This window comes from Photobacterium sp. GB-56 (assembly GCF_003026105.1).
GTDB lineage: Bacteria > Pseudomonadota > Gammaproteobacteria > Enterobacterales > Vibrionaceae > Photobacterium.
The window spans coordinates 104,672-126,858 of sequence record NZ_PYNW01000004.1 but is presented as its reverse complement, the minus strand read 5'-3'; the positions used below and the strand labels follow the sequence as shown (position 1 = coordinate 126,858).

At 38.4% G+C, this 22,187-nt stretch carries 20 protein-coding genes and 1 pseudogene; 7 read left to right on the top strand and 14 right to left on the bottom strand.

What is annotated here, in order from left to right:
* Positions 1-11 precede the first annotated feature (11 nt).
* The gene (locus C9J42_RS06965) at positions 12-674 is read right to left on the bottom strand and encodes a tetratricopeptide repeat protein (RefSeq protein WP_107208490.1); all 663 of its coding nucleotides are present in this window, start codon (positions 672-674) and stop codon (positions 12-14) included.
* 110 nt (positions 675-784) lie between these two features.
* Positions 785-1,342, bottom strand: a complete 558-nt coding sequence (locus tag C9J42_RS06960; protein WP_107208491.1) for a type II secretion system protein GspG — start codon at positions 1,340-1,342, stop codon at positions 785-787.
* 453 nt (positions 1,343-1,795) lie between these two features.
* Between C9J42_RS06960 and C9J42_RS06955 the strand changes: the two genes are divergently transcribed.
* Complete coding sequence (locus tag C9J42_RS06955; RefSeq protein WP_233220732.1) at positions 1,796-1,981, top strand: hypothetical protein; 186 nt, start codon at positions 1,796-1,798, stop codon at positions 1,979-1,981.
* Between the two features lie 221 nt (positions 1,982-2,202).
* Here the strand turns inward: C9J42_RS06955 and C9J42_RS06950 are convergent, their stop codons facing one another.
* Positions 2,203-2,574 (bottom strand): hypothetical protein, encoded by a 372-nt coding sequence (locus tag C9J42_RS06950; protein ID WP_107301824.1) that lies wholly within the window; start codon positions 2,572-2,574, stop codon positions 2,203-2,205.
* A 216-nt stretch (positions 2,575-2,790) separates the two neighbouring features.
* Between C9J42_RS06950 and C9J42_RS06945 the strand changes: the two are divergent.
* Positions 2,791-3,020, top strand: a pseudogene (locus C9J42_RS06945) (phage integrase N-terminal SAM-like domain-containing protein); the annotation flags it as partial.
* Between the two features lie 497 nt (positions 3,021-3,517).
* Here the strand turns inward: C9J42_RS06945 and C9J42_RS06940 are convergent.
* The 8 genes from C9J42_RS06940 to C9J42_RS06895 all read right to left on the bottom strand — a co-directional run bounded on the left by C9J42_RS06940 (position 3,518) and on the right by C9J42_RS06895 (position 12,284).
* The gene (locus C9J42_RS06940; protein WP_107301823.1) at positions 3,518-4,096 is read right to left on the bottom strand and encodes a hypothetical protein; all 579 of its coding nucleotides are present in this window, start codon (positions 4,094-4,096) and stop codon (positions 3,518-3,520) included.
* 2 nt (positions 4,097-4,098) lie between these two features.
* Positions 4,099-5,433, bottom strand: a complete 1,335-nt coding sequence (locus C9J42_RS06935; protein WP_107301822.1) for a cyclic GMP-AMP synthase DncV-like nucleotidyltransferase — start codon at positions 5,431-5,433, stop codon at positions 4,099-4,101.
* 887 nt (positions 5,434-6,320) lie between these two features.
* Entirely contained in the window at positions 6,321-6,917 is a 597-nt protein-coding gene (locus C9J42_RS06925; RefSeq protein ID WP_107208492.1) for a bifunctional 2-polyprenyl-6-hydroxyphenol methylase/3-demethylubiquinol 3-O-methyltransferase UbiG, read from the bottom strand.
* A 132-nt stretch (positions 6,918-7,049) separates the two neighbouring features.
* Positions 7,050-7,652 carry a hypothetical protein gene (locus tag C9J42_RS06920; RefSeq protein WP_107245287.1) on the bottom strand — a complete coding sequence of 201 codons (603 nt, stop codon included), beginning with the start codon at positions 7,650-7,652 and terminating at the stop codon, positions 7,050-7,052.
* 888 nt (positions 7,653-8,540) lie between these two features.
* A complete protein-coding gene (locus C9J42_RS06910) occupies positions 8,541-9,053 on the bottom strand; it encodes a methylated-DNA--[protein]-cysteine S-methyltransferase (protein ID WP_107247676.1) in 513 nt (170 codons plus the stop codon).
* Positions 9,054-9,192: 139 nt separating this feature from the next.
* On the bottom strand, positions 9,193-9,651 hold the full coding sequence (locus C9J42_RS06905; RefSeq protein ID WP_233217597.1) for an isoprenylcysteine carboxylmethyltransferase family protein: 459 nt from the start codon (positions 9,649-9,651) through the stop codon (positions 9,193-9,195).
* Positions 9,652-10,109: 458 nt separating this feature from the next.
* Complete coding sequence (locus C9J42_RS06900) at positions 10,110-10,562, bottom strand: YaiI/YqxD family protein (protein ID WP_107261532.1); 453 nt, start codon at positions 10,560-10,562, stop codon at positions 10,110-10,112.
* Between the two features lie 126 nt (positions 10,563-10,688).
* On the bottom strand, positions 10,689-12,284 hold the full coding sequence (locus tag C9J42_RS06895; RefSeq protein WP_105060337.1) for an ABC-F family ATPase: 1,596 nt from the start codon (positions 12,282-12,284) through the stop codon (positions 10,689-10,691).
* Between the two features lie 332 nt (positions 12,285-12,616).
* Here C9J42_RS06895 and C9J42_RS06890 point away from each other — a divergent pair, with 332 nt between their 5' ends.
* Positions 12,617-13,969: a phosphatidylserine decarboxylase family protein gene (locus C9J42_RS06890; protein ID WP_107205914.1), complete on the top strand. Its 1,353-nt coding sequence runs from the start codon at positions 12,617-12,619 to the stop codon at positions 13,967-13,969.
* Positions 13,970-14,094: 125 nt separating this feature from the next.
* On the opposite strand, the gene C9J42_RS06885 is transcribed toward C9J42_RS06890, so the two are convergent.
* The 3 genes from C9J42_RS06885 to C9J42_RS06875 all read right to left on the bottom strand — a co-directional run bounded on the left by C9J42_RS06885 (position 14,095) and on the right by C9J42_RS06875 (position 17,169).
* The gene (locus C9J42_RS06885) at positions 14,095-14,568 is read right to left on the bottom strand and encodes a VF530 family DNA-binding protein (protein ID WP_005367537.1); all 474 of its coding nucleotides are present in this window, start codon (positions 14,566-14,568) and stop codon (positions 14,095-14,097) included.
* A 240-nt stretch (positions 14,569-14,808) separates the two neighbouring features.
* The gene (gene tdh / locus C9J42_RS06880) at positions 14,809-15,840 is read right to left on the bottom strand and encodes an L-threonine 3-dehydrogenase (protein WP_107205913.1); all 1,032 of its coding nucleotides are present in this window, start codon (positions 15,838-15,840) and stop codon (positions 14,809-14,811) included.
* A gap of 135 nt (positions 15,841-15,975) precedes the next feature.
* A complete protein-coding gene (locus C9J42_RS06875; RefSeq protein WP_107205912.1) occupies positions 15,976-17,169 on the bottom strand; it encodes a glycine C-acetyltransferase in 1,194 nt (397 codons plus the stop codon).
* Positions 17,170-17,434: 265 nt separating this feature from the next.
* On the opposite strand from C9J42_RS06875, the gene C9J42_RS06870 reads away from it, so the two are divergent.
* The 4 genes from C9J42_RS06870 (at position 17,435) to C9J42_RS06855 (ending at position 22,082) form a co-directional block, all read left to right on the top strand.
* Positions 17,435-18,346 (top strand): LysR family transcriptional regulator, encoded by a 912-nt coding sequence (locus C9J42_RS06870; RefSeq protein WP_107205911.1) that lies wholly within the window; start codon positions 17,435-17,437, stop codon positions 18,344-18,346.
* A gap of 187 nt (positions 18,347-18,533) precedes the next feature.
* On the top strand, positions 18,534-18,821 hold the full coding sequence (locus C9J42_RS06865; protein ID WP_107205910.1) for a hypothetical protein: 288 nt from the start codon (positions 18,534-18,536) through the stop codon (positions 18,819-18,821).
* A gap of 166 nt (positions 18,822-18,987) precedes the next feature.
* A complete protein-coding gene (locus C9J42_RS06860; protein WP_107301821.1) occupies positions 18,988-20,748 on the top strand; it encodes an ABC transporter ATP-binding protein/permease in 1,761 nt (586 codons plus the stop codon).
* A 218-nt stretch (positions 20,749-20,966) separates the two neighbouring features.
* Complete coding sequence (locus C9J42_RS06855; protein ID WP_107301820.1) at positions 20,967-22,082, top strand: anhydro-N-acetylmuramic acid kinase; 1,116 nt, start codon at positions 20,967-20,969, stop codon at positions 22,080-22,082.
* The last annotated feature ends 105 nt before the right edge of the window (positions 22,083-22,187 follow it).

The following is a 22,187-nucleotide window of genomic DNA, read 5'->3' as shown; positions in this document are numbered from 1 at the left end:
TTGTTATATTTTTACAAAGCCCCTCCGTAAAGGTTTTTGTATTTCTCACTTAGTAATTCGGCTTTGGATAACTCAAACCCCTTACCAATTTTAGGTAAACTCTTTAAGAATTTTTCTACATTTACTCCATTGCTTTTAGCGGTCATGTACCAAGCATACGCTTCGTTATAGTCTAACTTGGTTCCATATCCATAATGATAGCTTGATGCTAACATTCTTTGTGCTTTTCCTTCTTTTAATTTTGCGGAACGCAAGAGTAGCTCATACCCCTTTTTTTGATCTTTGTTAACCCCTTGCCCCTTCATATACAACGTACCTAAATTGATCATTGCAACTTTATTATTATTTGAAACAGCTTTCTTATACCAATATACGGCTTCTTCCAAATTTTTTGATTTTTCAAAAATTACAGCTAGGTTATTTTGTGACCTTGAGTTTCCGCCAGTTGCTGATTTTTGATACCAATAAATTGCTTTATTTTTGTCTTTAGGGAGGCCACGCTTACCGTCAGCATAATAAGAAGCCAAAAAATACTGAGCGGCATGGTCTCCGTTTTCAGCTTTTTCTATGGCTATTTGAGCAAATTTGTCAGGTTCTTTTCCAGTCGAATTGCCAGTTGAGTTACAACTGACGATCAAACAACAATTTATTATTATCAATAGGAACTTTTTCACTATGCCCTCATAGAATATAACGCCCGCTTAACCGGCGCAAAATAGCAGGCTAAAATTAGAGACGAAGGAGCGCAAGCCTGCTGTTTTGCGTCCTTTGGTTCAAGCGCTTGTTATAAACCACTTGCAACTTTATAGTCTGCAACTAAGCCTACATTCTTTATTGGTGAAGGCAAAATATCATCAGAGGTGTTTAGTACGCCATCACGACCATAAGAGCGAATATGGTATGAGCTTTCATTAATTAGCATGTAATAGTAAAGCTTCCCTTCTGTGTTTACTTGCGCTGCATCATGAAGAAAAACCATAGAGTTCTCTGGTAAGGACTTTTGCAACACTTCTAATGACTCAGGGTACTGTCCATTTTGCACTTTATAAAACTCTATTGCTTGTACAGCACTTGTTAATTGTGTTTTAGTCAGTTCACTGCGTAAATCATCATAAACGCCTCCCTCTTGTACAAAGCCAAAGTAACCCAACGAACTATAAAGAATTACAGTAAATGCAATACCGCATGCACCAACAACTTTTAGCTTTGTATGCTTTATTGCAAAGCCCCATATAATGGCAACTATTCCGAATAAAACACCAATTAATGGAATAAATGACATCCCACCAATAACATAGCCTAGACACCCAGCTTCTTTCTTATTTTCTTGTTTATTTTCCATACTACATTGATACTTCTTGTGGTTTATAACAGTATATTAATAAGCATTCTTACTTTTACGCTTTATTAATACAGCAAATATTCAACATTCTAATAAATAAAAACATTTATTTTTATTGCCTTAGTCGCAAAAATTAGCATATACCCGATATATTTACGTTGGTAAAAGTAAGAACGGTATTTTGTCCATCGGATTAAATACACAAACAGTAAAGCTAGTTATTTAATATCAATAAGTTAAAAGCACCTACTGAGGTAATTAAGAAAATTTTCTGATTAAAAACGAGACTTAATCGGCAAAATTTACGATTTGCATTATGACTGGGTAAAAACACAGGTAGTCTCATTACCAGCAAACAAAAGCATTTCGCCTCATTGAAATAGGATTATCTGAAACTCGCAAAGAAAGGAAATAGAGATAAGAGAGATGGCGACAAAGTAGGGTTTCATCTCCATGTTTAGGCATTATTGGGCTTTTGGTGATGATAAAAAGCAGCTTAAAGCGATCCAATTTATGTTCATGTTAACCGGGCAACTGGCGTGGCCCTCACCGAATAAAACGGTACGTATAAAAGCCCAACCCTTTTGCCCCTGCTGCCAACATGTCATGCAATTAACGGGGATATTTCGACCCAGATAACCGACGTTAAATAATAAGGATAATGGCTTTAACGCTTCATAATTAAAGAGAATTTTATTATAAATCAGGGTATTAATATTATTGGTTCACACCAAGGATAACGCTCGACTTCTTTTTGGCATTTCCCTTCATGCTATTTCCAATATTTACTTATATAAGGTGGCTTGGGCTTGTCCAACACTTCGGATAGGTGTCGGCTTCGCAACACATATCCTTATCTGTTATACACAATGCACAACTGTTAACCCTTTCGCAAAGATCTGAAGTTTTCCCTTGACTGGTTGCTGAATAAAATCTTCAACTGCTTCAATTGGAAACGACTGTTGGTTATTTATACGAAGTGCTAAATGGTTATTTACTTCACTCTTGAACCACTCACCACCAGTTTGATTTAATACAATCTCACCGAGATAAACGCCAATTAAATACCTAGCGCCTGAAACTGCACCTTTATCATTTTCATTCAACAATACTATTAGGACATCTTCCAAAGTCTCGATGTAGCTAAGTTTCTTGCAAAGCTTACAGCCCATCAACGAAACTGTTTTTTCGAGATGTTCGCATGTTTCCTTAATGTGTTGTTCCAAATCCACTTACGGGATCCTCTCTAGTGTATAACGCCCACTTAAGCGGACAAAAATAGTTGGTTAAAATGTGAAGCGAAGCGGAACCTAACTAACTGTTTTTGTTCCGTTTGAAGTGCTTGTTGAACGAGGCCGCTTCGCGGCAGAGTGAAAGCCCATAAGCTCGACTACGGTAAATATACCTTTAAAAAAGGAATATTTATCATGAACAAAGCATAGCAACATCGTTCAGATTATTTTTATGAACAACACCTTACCCATCTCACCTTGCAAGGTAAACGCCCCGCTATGATTGATGCTTATACTCGTGCTCTACGTCGCATTATCCATCAACTGGATAAATCACTAGACAAATTAACTACCGAAGATCTTAAACAACATTCTACACAACAGATCAAAACACACTCATGGAGTACCGGAAAATTGATCGCAATGACTTACAGCTTTTCTTTAGGTCTTTAGGCATGTGCTTCAAAGTTATTAAATATGGATATTGCAGTATATATTACCGAAAGGATTTCGTCGGCTACGTGATTATGCTTTGCTGCGGGGTAATGAAAAGAAACAGCTTAAAGCTATCCAATTTATGTTCATGTTAGCAGAACAACTTACGTGGCCCACTCCGAATAAAACGGCACGTATAAAAGCCCAATCCTTTTGCCCCTGCTGCCAATATGTCATGCAATTAACGGGAATATTTCGACACAAATAACCGACGTTCAATAATAAGGATAATGGCTTTCACGCTGCAGAACAAAAGAGGTTTTTATTATAAATCAGTGTATTAAAATTACTGGTTTACACCAAGGATAACGCTCGACTTCTTTTTGGCATCCCCCTTCATGATATTTCCAATATTTACTTATATAAAGTAGCTTAGGCTTGTCCAACACTTCGGATAGGTGTCGGCTTCGCGACACATATCCTTATTTGTTAAATGGCACATATACGGCTATTCAACTTTTGTAAATTCAACTATCCCGGCTGTATTTTTGCCATTTTGCCAGCAACGATTTGTCCAAAATACGCCTTTCATTTTCATAGTTGGGACATCGGTAACATGCAGCCTAGCCGCACCTTCGTAAAAAATTGTATCGGTTTCAGAAGGAGTATCATTTACCCCTTTAAACATATATTCGAGCTCAAAACCGTCATCTTCAGTTCTAATTACTTTACAGTAGTTAGCGTAACTTCTACCTATTGTTGTTTGACCTTTCATTTTTATCGAAAAGAAATCTGCTTCAATTGTAACTGGAAACTCAACAACTGTTCCTCCATTAAAATTAGATTGAATCCTTCCAGTCCATTTGCCGTTAAAGTCAGGACAAAAATTATTCTTAAAGTAGTCGATATATACATACTTCCACAGGTATTTACCAACAAACCATGACAATATGGTTATTGCTGTAATTGTATAAGATATTGACCTTAGCATTGGCTGCTCAAGATATTGGTTAAAAGCCAAATACAAGATGATAGCAATTGCTGTAGGCAATCCATACTTTAACTTTGATGGTAATAAGTCCCACATAATTAGCGTCTCCCACCCTTAAATACTCTTTTTCTTCTCAATGTTGTGGCAGGCTTAACTTCTACATTAATGGTTTGAATGCCAATTACCGAACCATTATAAGTAATCATACATTCCATCGTATGAGCACCTGTGTACGTAGTATCTCTCTTATGACTCTCGTTTGTTCGACCTGACACTTTATGACCGATATCATTAGCATCAGTTGCCTGCTTACCAACGTTCCTAACAGTCCAGTGCGCATCGGCAAATGAATTAAAATCACTATGGTTACAAATCGTGAATGTCAGCGAATCACCTTTTTTCACAGTTACGCTATTAGTAACTATAGTTTCTACGTGTTTTCCATTTTTATCATATCGGCAGATAGAAATTTCAGGAACTGTTGTAACTGCAGGAAGATTTATACTACCAGAAGATGGATCAAGCTCGACTTGAGGGAAATAATGTTGAAATAGATTGGAAAATTCGACAGATCGTTCCAATTCAGTTGAATCGGAGCAATTTAAACAAACCTTCTTTAAATGGTCTAATTTTTGATGCGCAAATGCTTCAGCATCTTCTGGCATTGTTAAAATATTATTTCCATTAAGTGGATTACTAACGATGAAAGTAGACTCCAACTCTTCACATATACTTAAAACTGTATGTATAAAGCTGTCATCTTCATTCTCATACTTTTGCATATGTTGAGCTACAAGCACATTTATGGCCAACGATGGAATTTTTTTGAACTCTGTACCTTGCCATTTAACATTTACCCACGCTTTAAAATAACGTACCAATCGCTTCATCAACGCTCGGTCACCACTATTTGTATAGTAATTCGTAAGCCATTCTTGAATTGCTCTAGGATCGCTATCAATCCATCCTTTATCTGTAGCAAGCTTTGTTTCAAGATCAGATTTATAATAAATAGGTGTATCGAGAGTTAAAAATGACGAAAATGTAAGACCTTCACACGCATTCTTTGATTTTTGTAGTTTAGCCTCGTCATTTATCTGACAATAAGATTCTAATGCATCCTTTAATGTAGCCTTAACATCTTGAGCATCAATCTCCTCCTCCTCCGCGTCAAATAGTAGGTAAACTCCAATATCAATATCATAAGAGGAATACTTATCTACAGGCTTAATTAACGTGCTACTTTTATAAGAGCCTTGCAACCAAAACTCTACTTTGCATTTAAATGCAGCACTGAGTTCTGCTTTCAAAAATTCAATTACTTCATCTTTCTTATTTATGCCTTTCGACAATACGATATCTGAAAGTTTAGTTCGTTGATGAAGGGTTTCTATACTTTCATCTATACTGTAAAACAACTGACTACAATTCATCACTAATTATCCTTTATGAGACTAACAGCCTACATACTTTTCGACTGTGCCAATTTAACAGTATATTAATAAGCATTCTTACTTTTACGCTTTATTAATACAGCAAATATTCAACATTCTAATAAATAAAAACATTTATTTTCATTACCTTAGTCGCAAAAATTAGCATCTACCCGATATGTTTACGTTGGTAAAAGTAAGAACGGTATTTTGTCCGTCGGATTAAAAACACAGCTATGAATATTACATCATATATATCAATACCTTATAAATAGAAGCTGAGATAATTAAGAAAATTTTCTGATTAAAAACGAGACTTAATCGGAAAAATTTACGATTTGCATTATAACTGGACAAATAAACAGGTTATTTCATGGCCAGTAAAAAAGCATTTCGCTTCATTGAAATAGGATTATCTGAAACTCGCAAAGAAAGGAAATGGAGATAAGAGAGGTGGCGACAAAGAAGGGTTCATCTCCATGTTTAGGCATTATTGCGGCTTGTGGTGATGATAAGACACAGCTTCAAGCCATCCAATTTATGTTCATGTTAGCAGGGTAACTGACGTTGCCCTCACCGAATAAAACGGTACGTATAAAAGCCCAACCCTTTTGCCCCTGCTGCCAACATGTCATGCAATTAACGGGGATATTTCGCCCCAGATAACCGACGTTAAATAATAAGGATAATGGCTTTAACGCTTCAGAATTAAAGAGGATTTTATTATAAATCATAGTATTAAAATGATTGGTTCACACCAAGGATAACGCTCGACTTCTTTTTGTCATCACCCTTCATGCTATTTCCAATATTTACTTATATAAGGTGGCTTGGGCTTGTCCAACACTTCGGATAGGTGTCGGCTACGCGACACATATCCTTATCTGTTATTTACGTTTCACGGCGACCACTGAATATATGTGCCAATGTTTCGTTGCACCTATTGTTGTTTGACCTACTTCATCTCGTTCAGACCAACTAACTATGTCAAAATTAGTTAGCATTGCTCGAATCTCTGATTCTGTGAAAGGTGAAGTTGGAACGCGAAAACCTGAAGCCCAACTATCTTTATAACCCATAAAGTCGCCAGCAAATACCCCACCGACAACTAATGAGGATTCAATGTTATGCCAAGTCGTCGAAAACACAGTTGGGACTGCAAAAAACAAACTGTTATTTGCAATTACTACCCCCGATTTTGGGTACCGAAACGATTCAAACGAAGATTGCTCAATGTTAATTTGTGGATTTGAACCAAATCTATCATTACAAATAGTTATTGAATCAGGATTAACGTCAAACCCAAACACTTTGTAATTTTGACCCGATAGATAATCGATATCACTGCCGGTTCCACAACCACAGTCAGTGGCTACTTTGAGGTTTGATTCATTAAGTCTGACAGCAAATTCAGTACGTTTTGAATGTGGGCGAGACAGTGCCTTTTCGTAGTACTGACGCCAATTTTCAGTATTTTCATCCATAAATATCTAATTTTCCGTAAAAGTACATAACACCTTGCTAAGCGGCAATAAAATAGCTGGCTAAAATGTGAAGCGAAGGCCAACTATTATTTTTCCGTTTAAGCAACTTGTTAGCTTTTAAGAGCCGTCCTTCTAACTTTTCTTCTTCGTTTTTTTATTTTCTTGGTTGATTTCTCTTCCTTCTACCCATTGTATTAAACCATTAAACAAAGGGAAGAATAGTGGCTGATCAAGGCCATCCCAATTAAAAGCACTGTTCTCCAAGTGAAGGACTTCCTTTGCAGATTTTGCATCGATCGCCTTAATGCTAGCAACGTAGTTATAACCGCCTTTCCATTCGACATAAGGTTCAATAATAAGAAAGTTACCTATATGTTTTTGCAAGTTATGAAGACCTATTAAATCAGAGACACTTGAAACCTTATCAGTTAGGTCTTTTTCAAAAACGATCATCTCCATACCTTTTACGTCTACAACCTTTTCAAATTTCTTTGTATTTTCAACGGATTTAAGAAAAAACTCATTATATTTTTTAGATTTTTCGTCAGTTTTTATGAAGACAAGTTTAGAGTATTCTTCTTTATAGTCTTCATTAAGCTTTACTCCTCCATATGAAATCTTATGGTTTGTTTTGAATTCACCTGTTGTGGACCCTACAGTCGTGGGCTTAAGAGTGGTTGAACAACCGCTTAATAAACCAAAAAAAACAAACACTGCATACAAATTTCTTTTCATAATTCTGCATCCCTAGTTGATTTTAAAGTAAAAGCTAACAGCATATTAATAAGTATTTTTACTTTTACGCTTTATTAATACAGCAAATATTCAACATTCTAATAAATAAAAACATTTATTTTCATTACCTTGGTCGCAAAAAAACACTCTCAATTGATTAATTACTCATGATAAAAGTAAGAACTGTTTTTAACCTGTCTGATTAAAAACACAGCTATGAATAAAGCATCATATATATCAATGCTTTATAAATAGAAGCTGAGATAATTAAGCATTTTTTCTTATTTAAAACGAACCCTAAGCGTCAAAATTTACGATTTCCATTATAACTGGGTAAATAAACAGGTTGCTTCATTAGCAGAAAACAAAAGCATCTCGCCTTATTGAAATAGGATTATCTGAAGCTCGCAAAGAAAGGAAATGGAGATAAGAGAGGTGGCGACAAAGAAGGGTTCATCTCCATGTTTAGGCATTATTGCGGCTTGTGGTGATGATAAAACACAGCTTCAAGCCATCCAATTTATGTTCATGTTAGCAGGGTAACTGACGTTGCCCTCACCGAATAAAACGGTACGTATAAAAGCCCAACCCTTTTGCCCCTGCTGCCAACATGTCATGCAATTAACGGGAATATTTCGACCCAGATAACCGATGTTAAATAATAAGGATAATGGCATTCACGCTTCAGAATTAAAGAGGATTTTATTATAAATCAGGGTATTAATATTATTGGTTCACACCAAGGATAACGCTCGACTGCTTTTTGTCATCACCCTTCATGATATTTCCAATATTTACTTATATAAGGAGGCTTAGGCTTATCCAACACTTCGGAGAGGTGTCGGCTTCGCGACACATATCCTTATCTGTTATAAATACTATTTAGACTTAGATGAAGAGATTCTGCTCTAATTTTAAAAGACGTTTTTTCAATGACAAACCGCCACCATAACCAACAAGCTCACCTTTGCTGCCAATTACCCTGTGGCAAGGAATTATAATCGCCAATCCATTTGCACCATTAGCATTGCCAACCGCCCTCACTGCGCTTTCATTACCAATTGATATAGCTAAATCTTGATACGTTACAATGTCACCGTATTTTACTTTATTTAATGCGTCCCAAACCGATTTTTGAAAATCCGTACCAACCAGTAATAAAGGAATATCGAAAACACTTCGCTCACCAAGAAAGTATTCTTCAAGTTGCGTTTTAGTAGATTCTAAAACATTGTCGTTTCTTTCTACGAATTCAGCGTTAAGGCTACGCTTAATACGGTCATCAACTGCACTTCTCATTTTACGATATCGAAAGTCACAAAGACAAAGCTTACCGTCATATGAACCAAGCACAAATTCGGCATAAGGATGTTTAAAGTGTTGGATATTAATCTGATTCATTGAATGTCCTTATTATGAATAACTTACCCGTATTTATAACGCCCGCTTAACGGGAATTTATGGCTTGGCTATAATTACGGAGCGTAGCGACGGGAGCCAAGCTGTAAATTTCCCGTTGAAGCGCTTGTTATGCTTACAATTACAGCCATCGTTTGACGTTATTTTTATAAGCAACATACTCATTACCAAAAATAGATGTTAAAAAGGTTTCTTCTGGTGTTATTTGGTATTTATTCATGTAAAGAATAAACATAATTAGTATTAATAAGTTTATAGGGTTAGACAAAAGTAATGCGTACCCTAATAAAGTAGTAAACATACCGACATACATTGGATTTCGAGTGTAACCAAAAATACCAGTATTAACTAGGGTTGATACATTATCGGTGCTTACAGGGTTAACAGTTGTTTTGTGTTTTTTAAACGAATAAACACCTGCGAGGGCAAAGCTAATACCTAATACAATAAATAAGAAGCATAGTTCTAGTGCAAATGGGAAGTTTAAATTAAAGCTTGGTGTAATAAAGCTTATGAGCTTCATAAAGCCAGCAAATAAAAATGTAAGTAATAGAGGAGGAATTTTTTGTTCAAGTTTCACTGTATTTTCCTTGTAAGCATAACAGTATATTAATAAGCATTCTTACTTTTACGCTTTATTAATACTGTAAATAACCCACATTTTACTATATAAAAGCACTACGTTTCATAGTGTTAATCGCAAAAAATCACATTCAATCGATATATTTCCTTTGGTAAAAGTAAGAATGGTATTTTGTCCGTCGGATTAAAAACACAAACAGCAAAACTGGCTATTTAATATCAATAGGTTAAAAACACCTACTGAGATAATTAAGAAAATTTTCTGATTAAAAACGAGACTTAATCTGCAAAATTTACGCTTTCCATTATAACTGGATAAATATACAGGCAATTCATTACCAGCAAACAAAAGCATTTCGCCTAAATTGAAATAGGAATAACGGAGGTACTAAAAGAAAGGAAATAGAGATAAGAAAGATGGAGACAAACGGTGTTCATCTCCATATTAAGCAATTATTATGGCTTGTGATTCTTGGCTAAAAACGCATCCAGTTTGTTAGCGAAGTTTTGGCGATCCGCTTGGCTAAGTGGTGCTGGGCCACCTGTTTGTACCCCACTACTGCGCATGGTTTCCATAAAGTCACGCATTTGTAAGCGCTGCTTAATAGTGTCTTTAGTGTACATTTCGCCACGAGGGTTTAATGCATGTGCGCCTTTGGTGATAAGTTCGTCTGCCAATGGGATATCAGCGGTAATCACCAAGTCCCCTTCTTCGGCTTGTTGCACAATATAATTATCCGCAACATCAAAGCCTTGCTCTACTTGAATCGAACGTAAAAACGGTGAAGGTGGCGTGCGAATGTATTGGTTAGCCACCAGCGTTACGTTCACTTTTGCGCGATCAGCAGCGCGAAATAGAATCTCTTTTACAACGTTTGGACATGCATCAGCATCTACCCAAATTTTCATAGATAATCCTTTCATTCTTTCTCTACGTGCCATAAAACACGTAAGCTTTATTTGTAAAAAAGCCGCCCTATCTAAAGGCGGCTTTCAATTAACTTTTTGGCTTAGCCTGTTTTATTAAGTAAAAACTTAACCAACAAGACCTTTCTTCGCGATGTACTCATCGTAAGTACCGTGGAAGTCTTCTACGCCGTCTTTAGTGATCTCAAGAATACGTGTTGCAACGGATGTTACAAACTGGCGATCGTGAGATACGAACATTAATGTACCTTTGAAGTTCTCTAACGCAAGGTTAAGTGCTTCAATAGATTCCATGTCCATGTGGTTTGTTGGTTCATCCATTAGTAGGATGTTAGGACGTTGCATGATTAACTTACCAAACAACATACGACCTTGCTCACCACCCGAAATCACTTTAACTGATTTCTTAATGTCGTTTTGTGAGAACAGCATACGACCTAGGATACCACGAACAGTTTGCTCGTCATCACCTGGCTTTTTCCACTGGCTCATCCACTCAAGCAATGTAATATCTTCTGCGAAATCAGCACTGTGATCCTGTGCGTAGAAACCAATATTATTGTTTTCAGACCACTTAACCATACCCGCCATTGGCTCCATTTGGCCCGCTAGCGTGTTTAGGAATGTTGATTTACCGATACCGTTCTCACCGATAATCGCGATGCGCTCACCGACTTCTACCAGTAAGTTAACACCGTTGATTAGGATGTTTTCGCCATAACCTTGTTTCAAACCTTCTACTTCTAATGCGTTACGGAACAGTTCTTTTTCCTGATCGAAACGAATGAATGGTGTTTGACGGCTAGAAGCTTTTACTTCTGTTAATTGGATTTTATCCAATTGCTTTTGACGAGACGTTGCTTGTTTCGCTTTAGATGCGTTAGCAGAGAAGCGGCTTACGAACGTTTGTAGTTCAGCCATTTGTGCTTTCTTCTTCGCATTATCTGCATGTAACTGCTCACGAGCTTGCTCTGCAGCCATCATGTATTCGTCGTAGTTACCAGGGAATAGACGAAGCTCACCGTAATCTAAGTCAGCCATGTGTGTACATACGCTGTTTAAGAAGTGACGGTCGTGCGAGATGATGATCATAGTGCAGTTACGCGCTAGTAGGATCTGCTCAAGCCATGCAATGGTGTGAATGTCCAAGTTGTTCGTTGGTTCGTCAAGTAGCATGATGTCTGGGTTAGCAAACAATACCTGTGCAAGAAGCACACGAACTTTAAGACCCGGAGCAACAGCACTCATTAGGCCGAAGTGCTGATCTTCTGGAATACCAAGACCAAGTAGTAATTCACCTGCACGCGCTTCTGCTGAGTAGCCATCCATTTCTGCAAATTCTACTTCTAGATCCGCAACACGCATGCCGTCTTCTTCTGACATTTCAGCCATTGAATAGATGCGATCGCGCTCTTCTTTAATCGTCCATAGCTCTTTGTGACCCATGATCACAGTGTCTACTACGCTGTAGTTTTCGAATGCAAATTGATCCTGACCTAATTTAGCCATACGCTCATTAGGATCAAGTGAAACAGTACCTGCAGACTGCTCTAGCTCGCCACCCAAGATTTTCATGAATGTCGATTTACCACAACCATTCGCGCCGATTAGGCCGTAACGGTTGCCGCCACCAAATTTTACTGAGATGTTTTCAAACAATGGCTTATCGCCAAACTGCATTGTGATATTAGCTGTTGAAATCAATGTACTGTTCCAAAATTTATGAATATATCAAGCATTAAAAAAGCCGCCTACTACAAGCGACTTTTCTCTAAATTGATGCAGAGTATAACAGATTTAGTGACTTACATCACCTTTAAATTAACAACAAAATTGTAACTAGTAATATTGCTGATAACTGTCCTCTTTTTCTTATTTCATACTTACCTTATTTCAATTAAGTATGTATTTACATTGAGTTAATAAGATTTGAAAAAAGAATAATGAAATATGAAGTTATGTTTTTGTGTAATGATAATGTTTATTCAAAGCGTATAGTAATTTTCAAACATTAGGTTAATAAATAGGGAGTTATTATGAATATCCATTCTTTCGGTAACTGGCTACCAAAAAGCAAAGCACATGTTAATGCTTGGATCCAACACTTAAAAACACACACTGAGCAACATCCAGCAGAGCTTGTTCAACCTATCCAAGAATTTAAAGATTTGGTTGATAATGATGAAAGCCTAAAAGAACTCGCTGAACGTATGTTTAGCTATGCGGGTAATCAAAAAGAATTAACGCCGCTAGGTACACCAGAAGTCATGAGTTTTGATGAATTTATTGTGCTATTAAACGCAATTATGACGCAAGCGCCTGAATGTACTGAATATACCGACCCTAAAACCGGCGAACTCAATCCTTGTGGTTTAATTGGTTTTCCTATTAATGCGTTATTAGATTGGCCGATGGCAACTCCTGCTGGCTACACATTCTTCTCAAATGCATTAGTGAATCAGCAAATTAAGAAAATATTAACTTACTGGTCTTCTTTCCTTTCAAGCTCTGACTCCCGTTACGTATTAGTAAACGATGATCTTAATCGTACACCGAAGGTGTTAGGTTGGTTAAATCCAACAGCTAAACGTGAAATGGTTGGAGTCGCTTGCCAAGCCACTTCTGATCCAGCACTTAAAGCATTACCGTTTGAGCACTTTTTCCAATGTGATCCTGATGATAAGTATTATGGCTTTAAATCATGGGATGACTTTTTCACTCGTGAGTTCGTAAAAGGTGTTCGTCCAATTGCTGAAGGTGATGACATTATTGCTAATGCATGTGAATCAGCACCGTTGCAAGTGGCAGAAAACGTGGCTGAAACATCCGAGTTTTGGCTAAAAGGTCAACCTTATTCACTACAGAATATGATGGATTTTGATCCACTCGCGAAACAATTCGTGGGCGGTACAATTTATCAAGCATTCTTAAGTGCATTAAGTTATCACCGTTGGAATAGCCCTGTTTCAGGAACAGTGAAAAAAGCCTTCATTGTTAACGGTTCATATTACTTAGGTAATAAATACCAAGGTTTTGATAATCCAGAAGGGGCTGATGACAGCGCGCCGAATAACTCTCAGCCTTTCTTAACCGCAGTTGCAACTCGCGCAGTGATCTTTATTGAATCAGACAATCCAAAGATTGGTTTAATGTGCTTTATTGCAGTAGGTATGGCAGAAGTGTCGTCTTGTGAAATTACCGTAAAAGAAGGTCAACACTTAAATAAAGGTGATGAATTGGGTATGTTCCACTTTGGTGGTTCAACACATTGTCTTGTATTTGGACCAGATGTGAAGTTAGCGTTTGACTTCCACAATACAACACCAGGTTTAGATGCAACCAATATTCCTGTTTGTTCACGTATTGCAACCGTATTATCCGATAAATAATACCAAGATTTAAATTAGCTGATCACTAAATACAACAACGCCTTATTACTATGTCACTTTGTAATAAGGCGTTTTTTTATTGCTTAAATATCAGCTTACTCGTAACTAATACTTACTAAACAAAATTATCGACGGTTACGACCACCGCCACGGCTATTACTGCGACCGCGAGAAGCACGTTCTTTGTAAGCTGAAGCCGCTTTTGCTTGCGATGCTAGAATTGATTCAACGGTTAGTTCCATTGGCTCTTTAGGTACAATGCCATCAGCAAAGGTACGCATACGTGGTGGAATTTCTAATTCAGCGGCTGTTGCACGTGGCATACGCTTAAAACGTGATAGGTAGAAAGCTTCTAGTTTCTCTCTCGCCCACTCTGTTTTCTTCAAGTATTTCACACTACTCGCAATAGACGGTTTAGTATTGAAACAGTTAAAACGCATTGCCGTGTCTAAAATTTCCCAACCGTAGTGATCGACGAGTTCGGTTAGCATTTTTTCAAGGCTCAAGCCATGAAGCGGATTATTTTGTAAAAGTCGCTGCTCTAGCGTTAATTCTTTTTCTTTTTTTGCTGGTTGAGCAGGTTGCTGTTGTTCTTGCATTACCTTTCCTAACGGATATTTACAGATATCTTTGTAGTATAAAGGCTACGAGCAAGAAGTTATAAACAATTTAATTTGTAATGGAATGAAATTTTAAAAGCGAAGGAAAGTATGACGAATAGTGGCAGTCAAAATATGTCTGTGGTGTTCGATTTGAATAGCACCGTCAATTCAACCTATTAATGAGATATCGTTGACAGTGCCGTTTTTATTATGCCGATTAAAAAATAACGTTAAATGTTATTCCCAATCAAGAATAACCTTACCAGACTGACCAGAGCGCATAACATCAAAGCCCTGTTGGAAATCATCAATCTTGTAATGGTGAGTAATGATTGGTGATAGATCTAAACCTGATTGGATCAAGGTTGCCATCTTGTACCATGTTTCAAACATTTCACGGCCATAGATACCTTTGATGATCAAACCTTTGAAGATCACTTGGTTCCAATCGATTGCCATGTCTGATGGTGGAATACCTAGCAGGGCAATTTTACCGCCGTGGTTCATGCTTGATAGCATGCTGTTGAATGCCGCAGGGTTACCCGACATTTCCATGCCCACGTCAAAGCCTTCTTTCATGCCAAGCTCTGCCATCACATCCGTCAGGCTTTCTTTAGCTACGTTAACCGCACGGGTCACGCCCATTTTACGAGCAAGATCTAAACGGTATTCGTTCACATCCGTGATCACAACATAACGCGCACCCACATGTTTTGCTACAGCCGCAGCCATAATACCAATTGGGCCTGCACCTGTGATCAGCACATCTTCACCCACTAAGTCGAACGACAGTGCGGTGTGAACAGCATTACCAAACGGGTCGAAAATAGACGCAACATCATCTGAAATATCATCAGGAATTTTGAATGCGTTAAATGCCGGGATCACTAAGTATTCCGCAAATGCCCCTTCACGGTTTACACCCACACCAATGGTGTTACGGCATAAGTGAGTACGGCCACCACGACAGTTTCGGCAGTGACCACACGTGATATGGCCTTCACCCGAAACGCGATCGCCAAGAGCAAAGCCACGCACTTCCTGCCCCATCCCAACCACTTCACCGACATACTCATGACCCACAACCATAGGTACAGGGATCGTTTTTTGTGACCACTCATCCCAGTTGTAGATATGAACGTCAGTACCACAAATTGCTGTTTTCTTGATGCGGATAAGCAGATCGTTATGACCGACCTCAGGCTTATCTACTTCAGTCATCCAGATGCCTTCTTCAGGCTTTAATTTAGAAAGAGCTTTGATTTTCATTATATTAATCGCTTATTTCTTTAGGATACAACATGCTTTTCAGCGTCCATCTACCACTGCATGTTATTGAACCTTTGCCTTACCATGCAGTAGTAGCAATATGTTTTCGTCACATTGAATAACGTAAAGCTTTAATTAGATAATGCCCATCTCTTTACCCACTTCGATAAAGGCATCAATCGCTTTATCCAGTTGTTCTGGTGTGTGTGCTGCTGACATTTGCGTACGAATACGTGCTTTGCCTTTTGGTACAACAGGGAATGAGAAACCAACCACGTAAATGCCTTTTTCTAGGGCGCGCTCGGCAAACTCTGCCGCAATTTTTGCATCACCTAACATGATAGGAATGATCGCGTGATCAGCCCCTGCCATCGTAAAGCCAGCTTCTGTCATGCGAGTACGGAAATGCGCCGAGTTTTCCCATAAACGATCGCGAAGTTCGCCGCTTTCCGCTAATAAATCAATAACGCGATTTGAAGCAGAAACAATTGCAGGTGCGACTGAGTTAGAGAACAGGTATGGACGTGAACGTTGACGTAACCAGTCAATCACTTCTTTCTTACCTGCGGTATAACCGCCTGATGCACCACCCATCGCTTTACCTAATGTGCCGGTAATAATGTCGATACGATCCATAACGTTATGGTATTCATGCGTGCCACGACCATTTTCACCCATAAAGCCAACCGCGTGAGAGTCATCAACCATCACTAGTGCGCCGTATTTATCCGCTAAATCACAAATCGCAGGTAGGTTCGCTACAACACCGTCCATTGAGAACACGCCATCAGTTACGATTAATGTATTACGTGCACCTGCTTCTTTTGCTGCAATTAATTGTTGCTCTAATTCTGCCATGTCATTGTTGGCATAACGGAAACGCATCGCTTTACATAAACGTACACCGTCAATGATTGACGCGTGATTTAATGCATCAGAAATAATCGCATCTTCTGCACCTAAAATCGTTTCAAATAAACCCGTATTTGCATCAAAGCATGAGGTATAAAGGATCGTATCTTCCATACCAAGGAAATCAGACAGCTTACGCTCTAACTCTTTGTGCGCATCTTGCGTACCACAAATAAAACGTACAGACGCCATACCAAAACCGTGCTCATCCATCCCCTCTTTAGCCGCTTTGATCAACTCAGGGTGGTTGGCTAAACCAAGGTAATTGTTGGCACAGAAATTTAAGACTTCTTGACCCGATTGGATATATACCGCTGCTTTTTGCGGTGATGTGATCACACGCTCAGATTTGTATAACCCTTCACTTTTTACATCTTCAATTTGTTTTTGGATTTGGGTATAGAATGCAGAAGTCATGATGTCCCTCACAGTATTATTATGGTTAATGTTGGTTAGCGAAAATTAGCTCACAACATTCTCGTCACATGATATAAACAACTATCATAGCAACTATATCTGAATAAAAATCGTAGCTAGACCTTGTTTTAAGCTATTTGTATTCCTAAATCACAATTAATCCAATACAGATAACTACAAGCTAATATTGCCATTCTAAATCATGCTAAAAACAACTATTATCCCCTGCGATGGAAAATGATTAATGAACTGTAGGCACAAATAAATGGATACACATAAGCTCATCGCACTAATGCCAGATTTAGCCACCTTCATCGTTATTGTAGATGAAGGCAGTTATACTGCCGCTTCACGTAAATTAGGTGTTACGCCATCCGCACTCAGTAAACAAATCGCACGGTTAGAAAAAGCCTTATCGGTAAAGCTGTTAGAACGTACAACACGCAAATTGATGATCAGTGAGTCGGGTAATCGTATTTATAAACAATGTACTCAGATGATTGATGCGGCTAAACAAGCAATTGAAATATCAAGCTCTGAGCATACTGTGCCCTCTGGGACTGTCACAATTGCAGCACCAAAAGCCTTTATGAACATTCTTCTTCAACCTTTAGTTAAACCTTTCTTAACACAATATCCGGAAGTAAATTTAAAACTAAAAGCCTGTGATGGTGATATTGATATTATCGCTGAAGGTATTGATGTGGTATTTCGTTTAACAGAAAGACCCTCTGAAGGCTTAGTACTAAAGAAAATTGGCAAAGTGAATCTGACGTTGTGTGCCAGCCCTAACTATATTGCCCAGCGTGGGATGCCAATACATCCGCGCGATTTGAAACATCACGATTGTTTATACCTTGGTGAAAATAACATCGATCACATATGGGATTTTGATAAGAACGGAGAACAAATAACCGTTGCTGTTTCTGGTCGATATGCCGTCAATCACTCTCAAATGCGATTGAAAGGCGTAATAGATGATTTGGGTATTGGGATATTTCCTGACTTTGTGATTAAACACGATCTTGTTGCTGGTAAGGTGATCCAAGTGTTACCAGATTGGACTATTCGAGGCAATTATCACGGTGATATTGCACTGCAATACGCGCAAAGTAAGTTTATGCCAGCAAGAATTCGTGCAGTCATTGACTATTTTACGGCTCATTTGACTCTTTAATGAAAATTGAAGTTGAGTAATTTGCTCAATCTCTCCTTTTTGGCGTTAGAGTAATTATTTTAATAACAATTCATCGATTATTCTTTCGTGATGGTTGATACTCTATCATCACTAAGTAATTATAAATAAAAGCATTTTTATACAATTAGACGTTAGAAAATGCACTAATACATCAAGGATAGAGCATATGAATGCTAAAATTATCGAAAACCACGATGAGTTGATGTACTGGATGAATTTAGTTGAAAAAGAGTATGGACACTCAATTTTGATTAATACTTCGATTCATTTTGTATCTGGTACATATGAAGATGGCACCACAGGCCATGCGATTGAAATCACTAATGATCAAGAAGAGCTGATTGCACGCTCTCCAGTTAGCCTTGAACTAATGAATTTTGCCAATAAGATGCAATCAGTCGTTTCGGATCAAGGCGTACAAAGTTTAAAAGGCAATACGACTAGATTACATTAAAGATAAAATCCTATTTCCTTTTCTAAAGAATTCTAAAAAGCCACTAACCCAGTGGCTTTTTTGTTAGATGTAAAGCATGATTCAATGACTGATATAAAGTGATTACGATCTTTCAATTAGAAAAGTACGTATTAAGTGATTTGTAGCAAGGGGTCTTTCCAACACTATGAGTAAGAATAACAACAAAAGGCTCAGTATCCTTTTAAAGCTTAAGACCTACATTACACCGTATAAGTGGCGTGTAATTGCTGCTTTAGCTTCTCTTCTCACCACAGCCAGTCTTACACTTTCAATTGGTTACGGGGTTCGTATTTTGATTGATCAGGGGTTTGCCCAGCAATCACTGACCGACCTTAGCCATGCCATTCAATTTATTATTGGCGTAACTATCTGTATCTCAGTTGGCACATATTTTCGTTTTTATCTCGTCTCTTCCGTTGGTGAGAGAGTGAGTGCTGATATCCGTCTTGCCGTATTTAACCATGTTATCTCACTACACCCTAGTTACTTTGAAACTAACAGTAGTGGCGACATTATGTCACGACTAACGACTGATACCACTTTATTGCAAAATATAATTGGCTCCTCATTTTCAATGGCCATGCGCAGTGCATTATTATGTTTCGGCGCCATAATCATGTTATTTGCGACCAACTTTAAACTGACATTTATCGTTCTTGCTTCTGTTCCTTTTATCTTGATACCTATTTTATTTTTCGGACGACGTGTACGCGCACTATCAAGAAAAAGCCAAGATACGATGGCTGATATTGGTAGCTATGCAGGAGAAGCCATTGAGCATATTAAAACAGTACAAAGTTTTAGTGCTGAGCAATATGAAAAGCAAGCTTTTGCGGAGGAAGTAGAAAAAGCCTATGACGTGGGGCGACAACGAGTAAAACAACGCGCTATTTTAATAGCCGGTGTCATTGCCATCGTTTTTAGCGCAATTGCAGGCATGCTATATGTTGGTGGCAGTGATGTGATAAAGGGTGAAATGTCAGCAGGTGATTTAGGGGCTTTCGTTTTTTATGCCATCATGGCTGCATCTTCAATGGCAAATATCTCAGAAGTGCTTGGTGAGTTACAAAGAGCAGCTGGCGCGACGGAAAGACTCATAGAAATCCTGCAAGTAAAAAGTGATATTTGTACGCCACATGATCACGAATCAATTGACTGTTCTCAGCCATCAGACATTCGTTTTAACAATGTGATCTTTCACTATCCTTCTCGCTTAAATCATCCTGCTATCAATCAATTAAACTTAGTTGCTGAACAGGGTAAAGTGTTAGCTCTTGTAGGGCCTTCAGGTGCCGGTAAAACAACGCTTTTTGAATTACTTCAACGCTTTTACGATCCACAACAAGGTCAAGTTTTAATTGGTAATAAAGATATTCGTCAATTTGCTCCAAATGAACTTCGTCAACACATGGCACTCGTTCCTCAGCAACCTGCATTATTTAGTAATGATGTATTCCATAACATTCGTTACGGCAACCCAGATGCAACAGATGAAGAAGTGATTGAAGCGGCAAAAAAAGCCCATGCCCATGCGTTTATTGAAAAACTACCTAATGGTTATCATAGCTTCTTAGGCGAGCGAGGCGTGCGTTTATCTGGTGGTCAAAAACAAAGAATTGCGATTGCACGGGCTATCCTTAAAAACCCTAAAATTCTTCTACTTGATGAAGCAACCAGTGCGCTAGACAGTGAGAGCGAACACTATGTACAGCAAGCACTTGAAGAACTAATGAAAGATCGTACTACATTAATCATTGCTCACCGACTATCAACGATACAGCACGCAGATAAAATCGCTGTATTAGAGGGTGGCGAACTTATTGATGAAGGCGATCATGAATCATTACTTAAAAGCTGCGAACTCTACCAGCGCTTAGTCCATCTTCAGTTCAAGCATTTAAAATAAGACTATCTCGATATTACTTATTCACTCGTAATATCACTTCAATAGCCGACACTCCGTCGGCTGTTTCTTAGATCAATTTCAAAACCTTTTGGGCTATTCGCCTATATTTTGGCTTCACTTTTAAAATATATGCAAAGCACTTCGTTAAAATCTATTTAATTATGAAACAGTAAGCTCTAAAGTATGGCTACAGCCTTGTAATATGTATGGAATTTGCGATGGAAAAGTATATTGGCCTAATGTCTGGCACTAGCATGGACGGTGTTGATGCTGTGTTGGTTGAAATAGATAACACTAAAATCACCCTATTAGGCAATTATGACCACCCAATGCCGAGTGATTTAAAGCAAGCATTACTCGACGTTTGTATTGGACAGTCAACCAATCTCCTAGCCATTGGCGAGCTTGATCACCGTTTAGGCCATTTATTTGCAGATGCAGTAAATGGATTACTTGAGAAAACAGCTACCTCAGCAGAGAGTATCAAAGCCGTTGCCAGTCACGGTCAAACCGTTTTCCATGCTCCCGATTCACCCTATCCTTTTACCATGCAATTAGGTGACGCCAATATCATCGCTGCTAACACAGGGATTACTACCGTTGCTGATTTTCGCCGTAAAGACATGGCATTTGGTGGTCAAGGTGCGCCATTAGTGCCTGCATTCCACCAGCAACTATTTAGCGATAAAAACATTAATCGTATCATTTTAAACATTGGCGGTATTTCCAATATAACCGTTCTGACACCGAATAAACCCGTAATAGGTTTTGATACCGGTGTTGGCAACATGTTAATGGATGCATGGATCAACCTACACCTTCAACAAAGCTATGATAAAAATGCACAGTGGGCATTATCAGGAAAGGTTAATTCAAAGCTATTAGCTAACCTACTCAGCGAACCTTACCTATCACTATCTGCACCGAAAAGTACTGGACGAGAATTGTTTAACTTGCCTTGGTTAGAGCAACATTTATCAGGTTTAACCATTAAGCCTGAAGATGTACAGGCAACCTTAGCGGAATACACTGCAGTAACCATTGCCAACGATGTAAGAAAAACAGCGCAAGATACGCCCGATAACATGCCTAATGAGTTATTAGTGTGTGGTGGCGGAGTCCATAACCCATTAATAATGCGTCGTTTAACAGAACTGCTAATTGATTGGACAGTGACGACCACCAATGAGCGTGGTGTCGATAGCGATAACATGGAAGCAATGGCATTTGCATGGCTTGGCTATCGCACGCTACATGGATTATCAGGTAATTTACCCGAAGTAACTGGCGCATCACGATTAACCACATTAGGTGCAATTTACCCTGCGCCGTGATTTCTGACGCTGACCTAAAATAACGAAGAAACAATCTGTTATACTCATTGCCATCTTTAAAAACCACGCTTTTCAGTGGTTTTTAACATGGCACACGCTAAATTG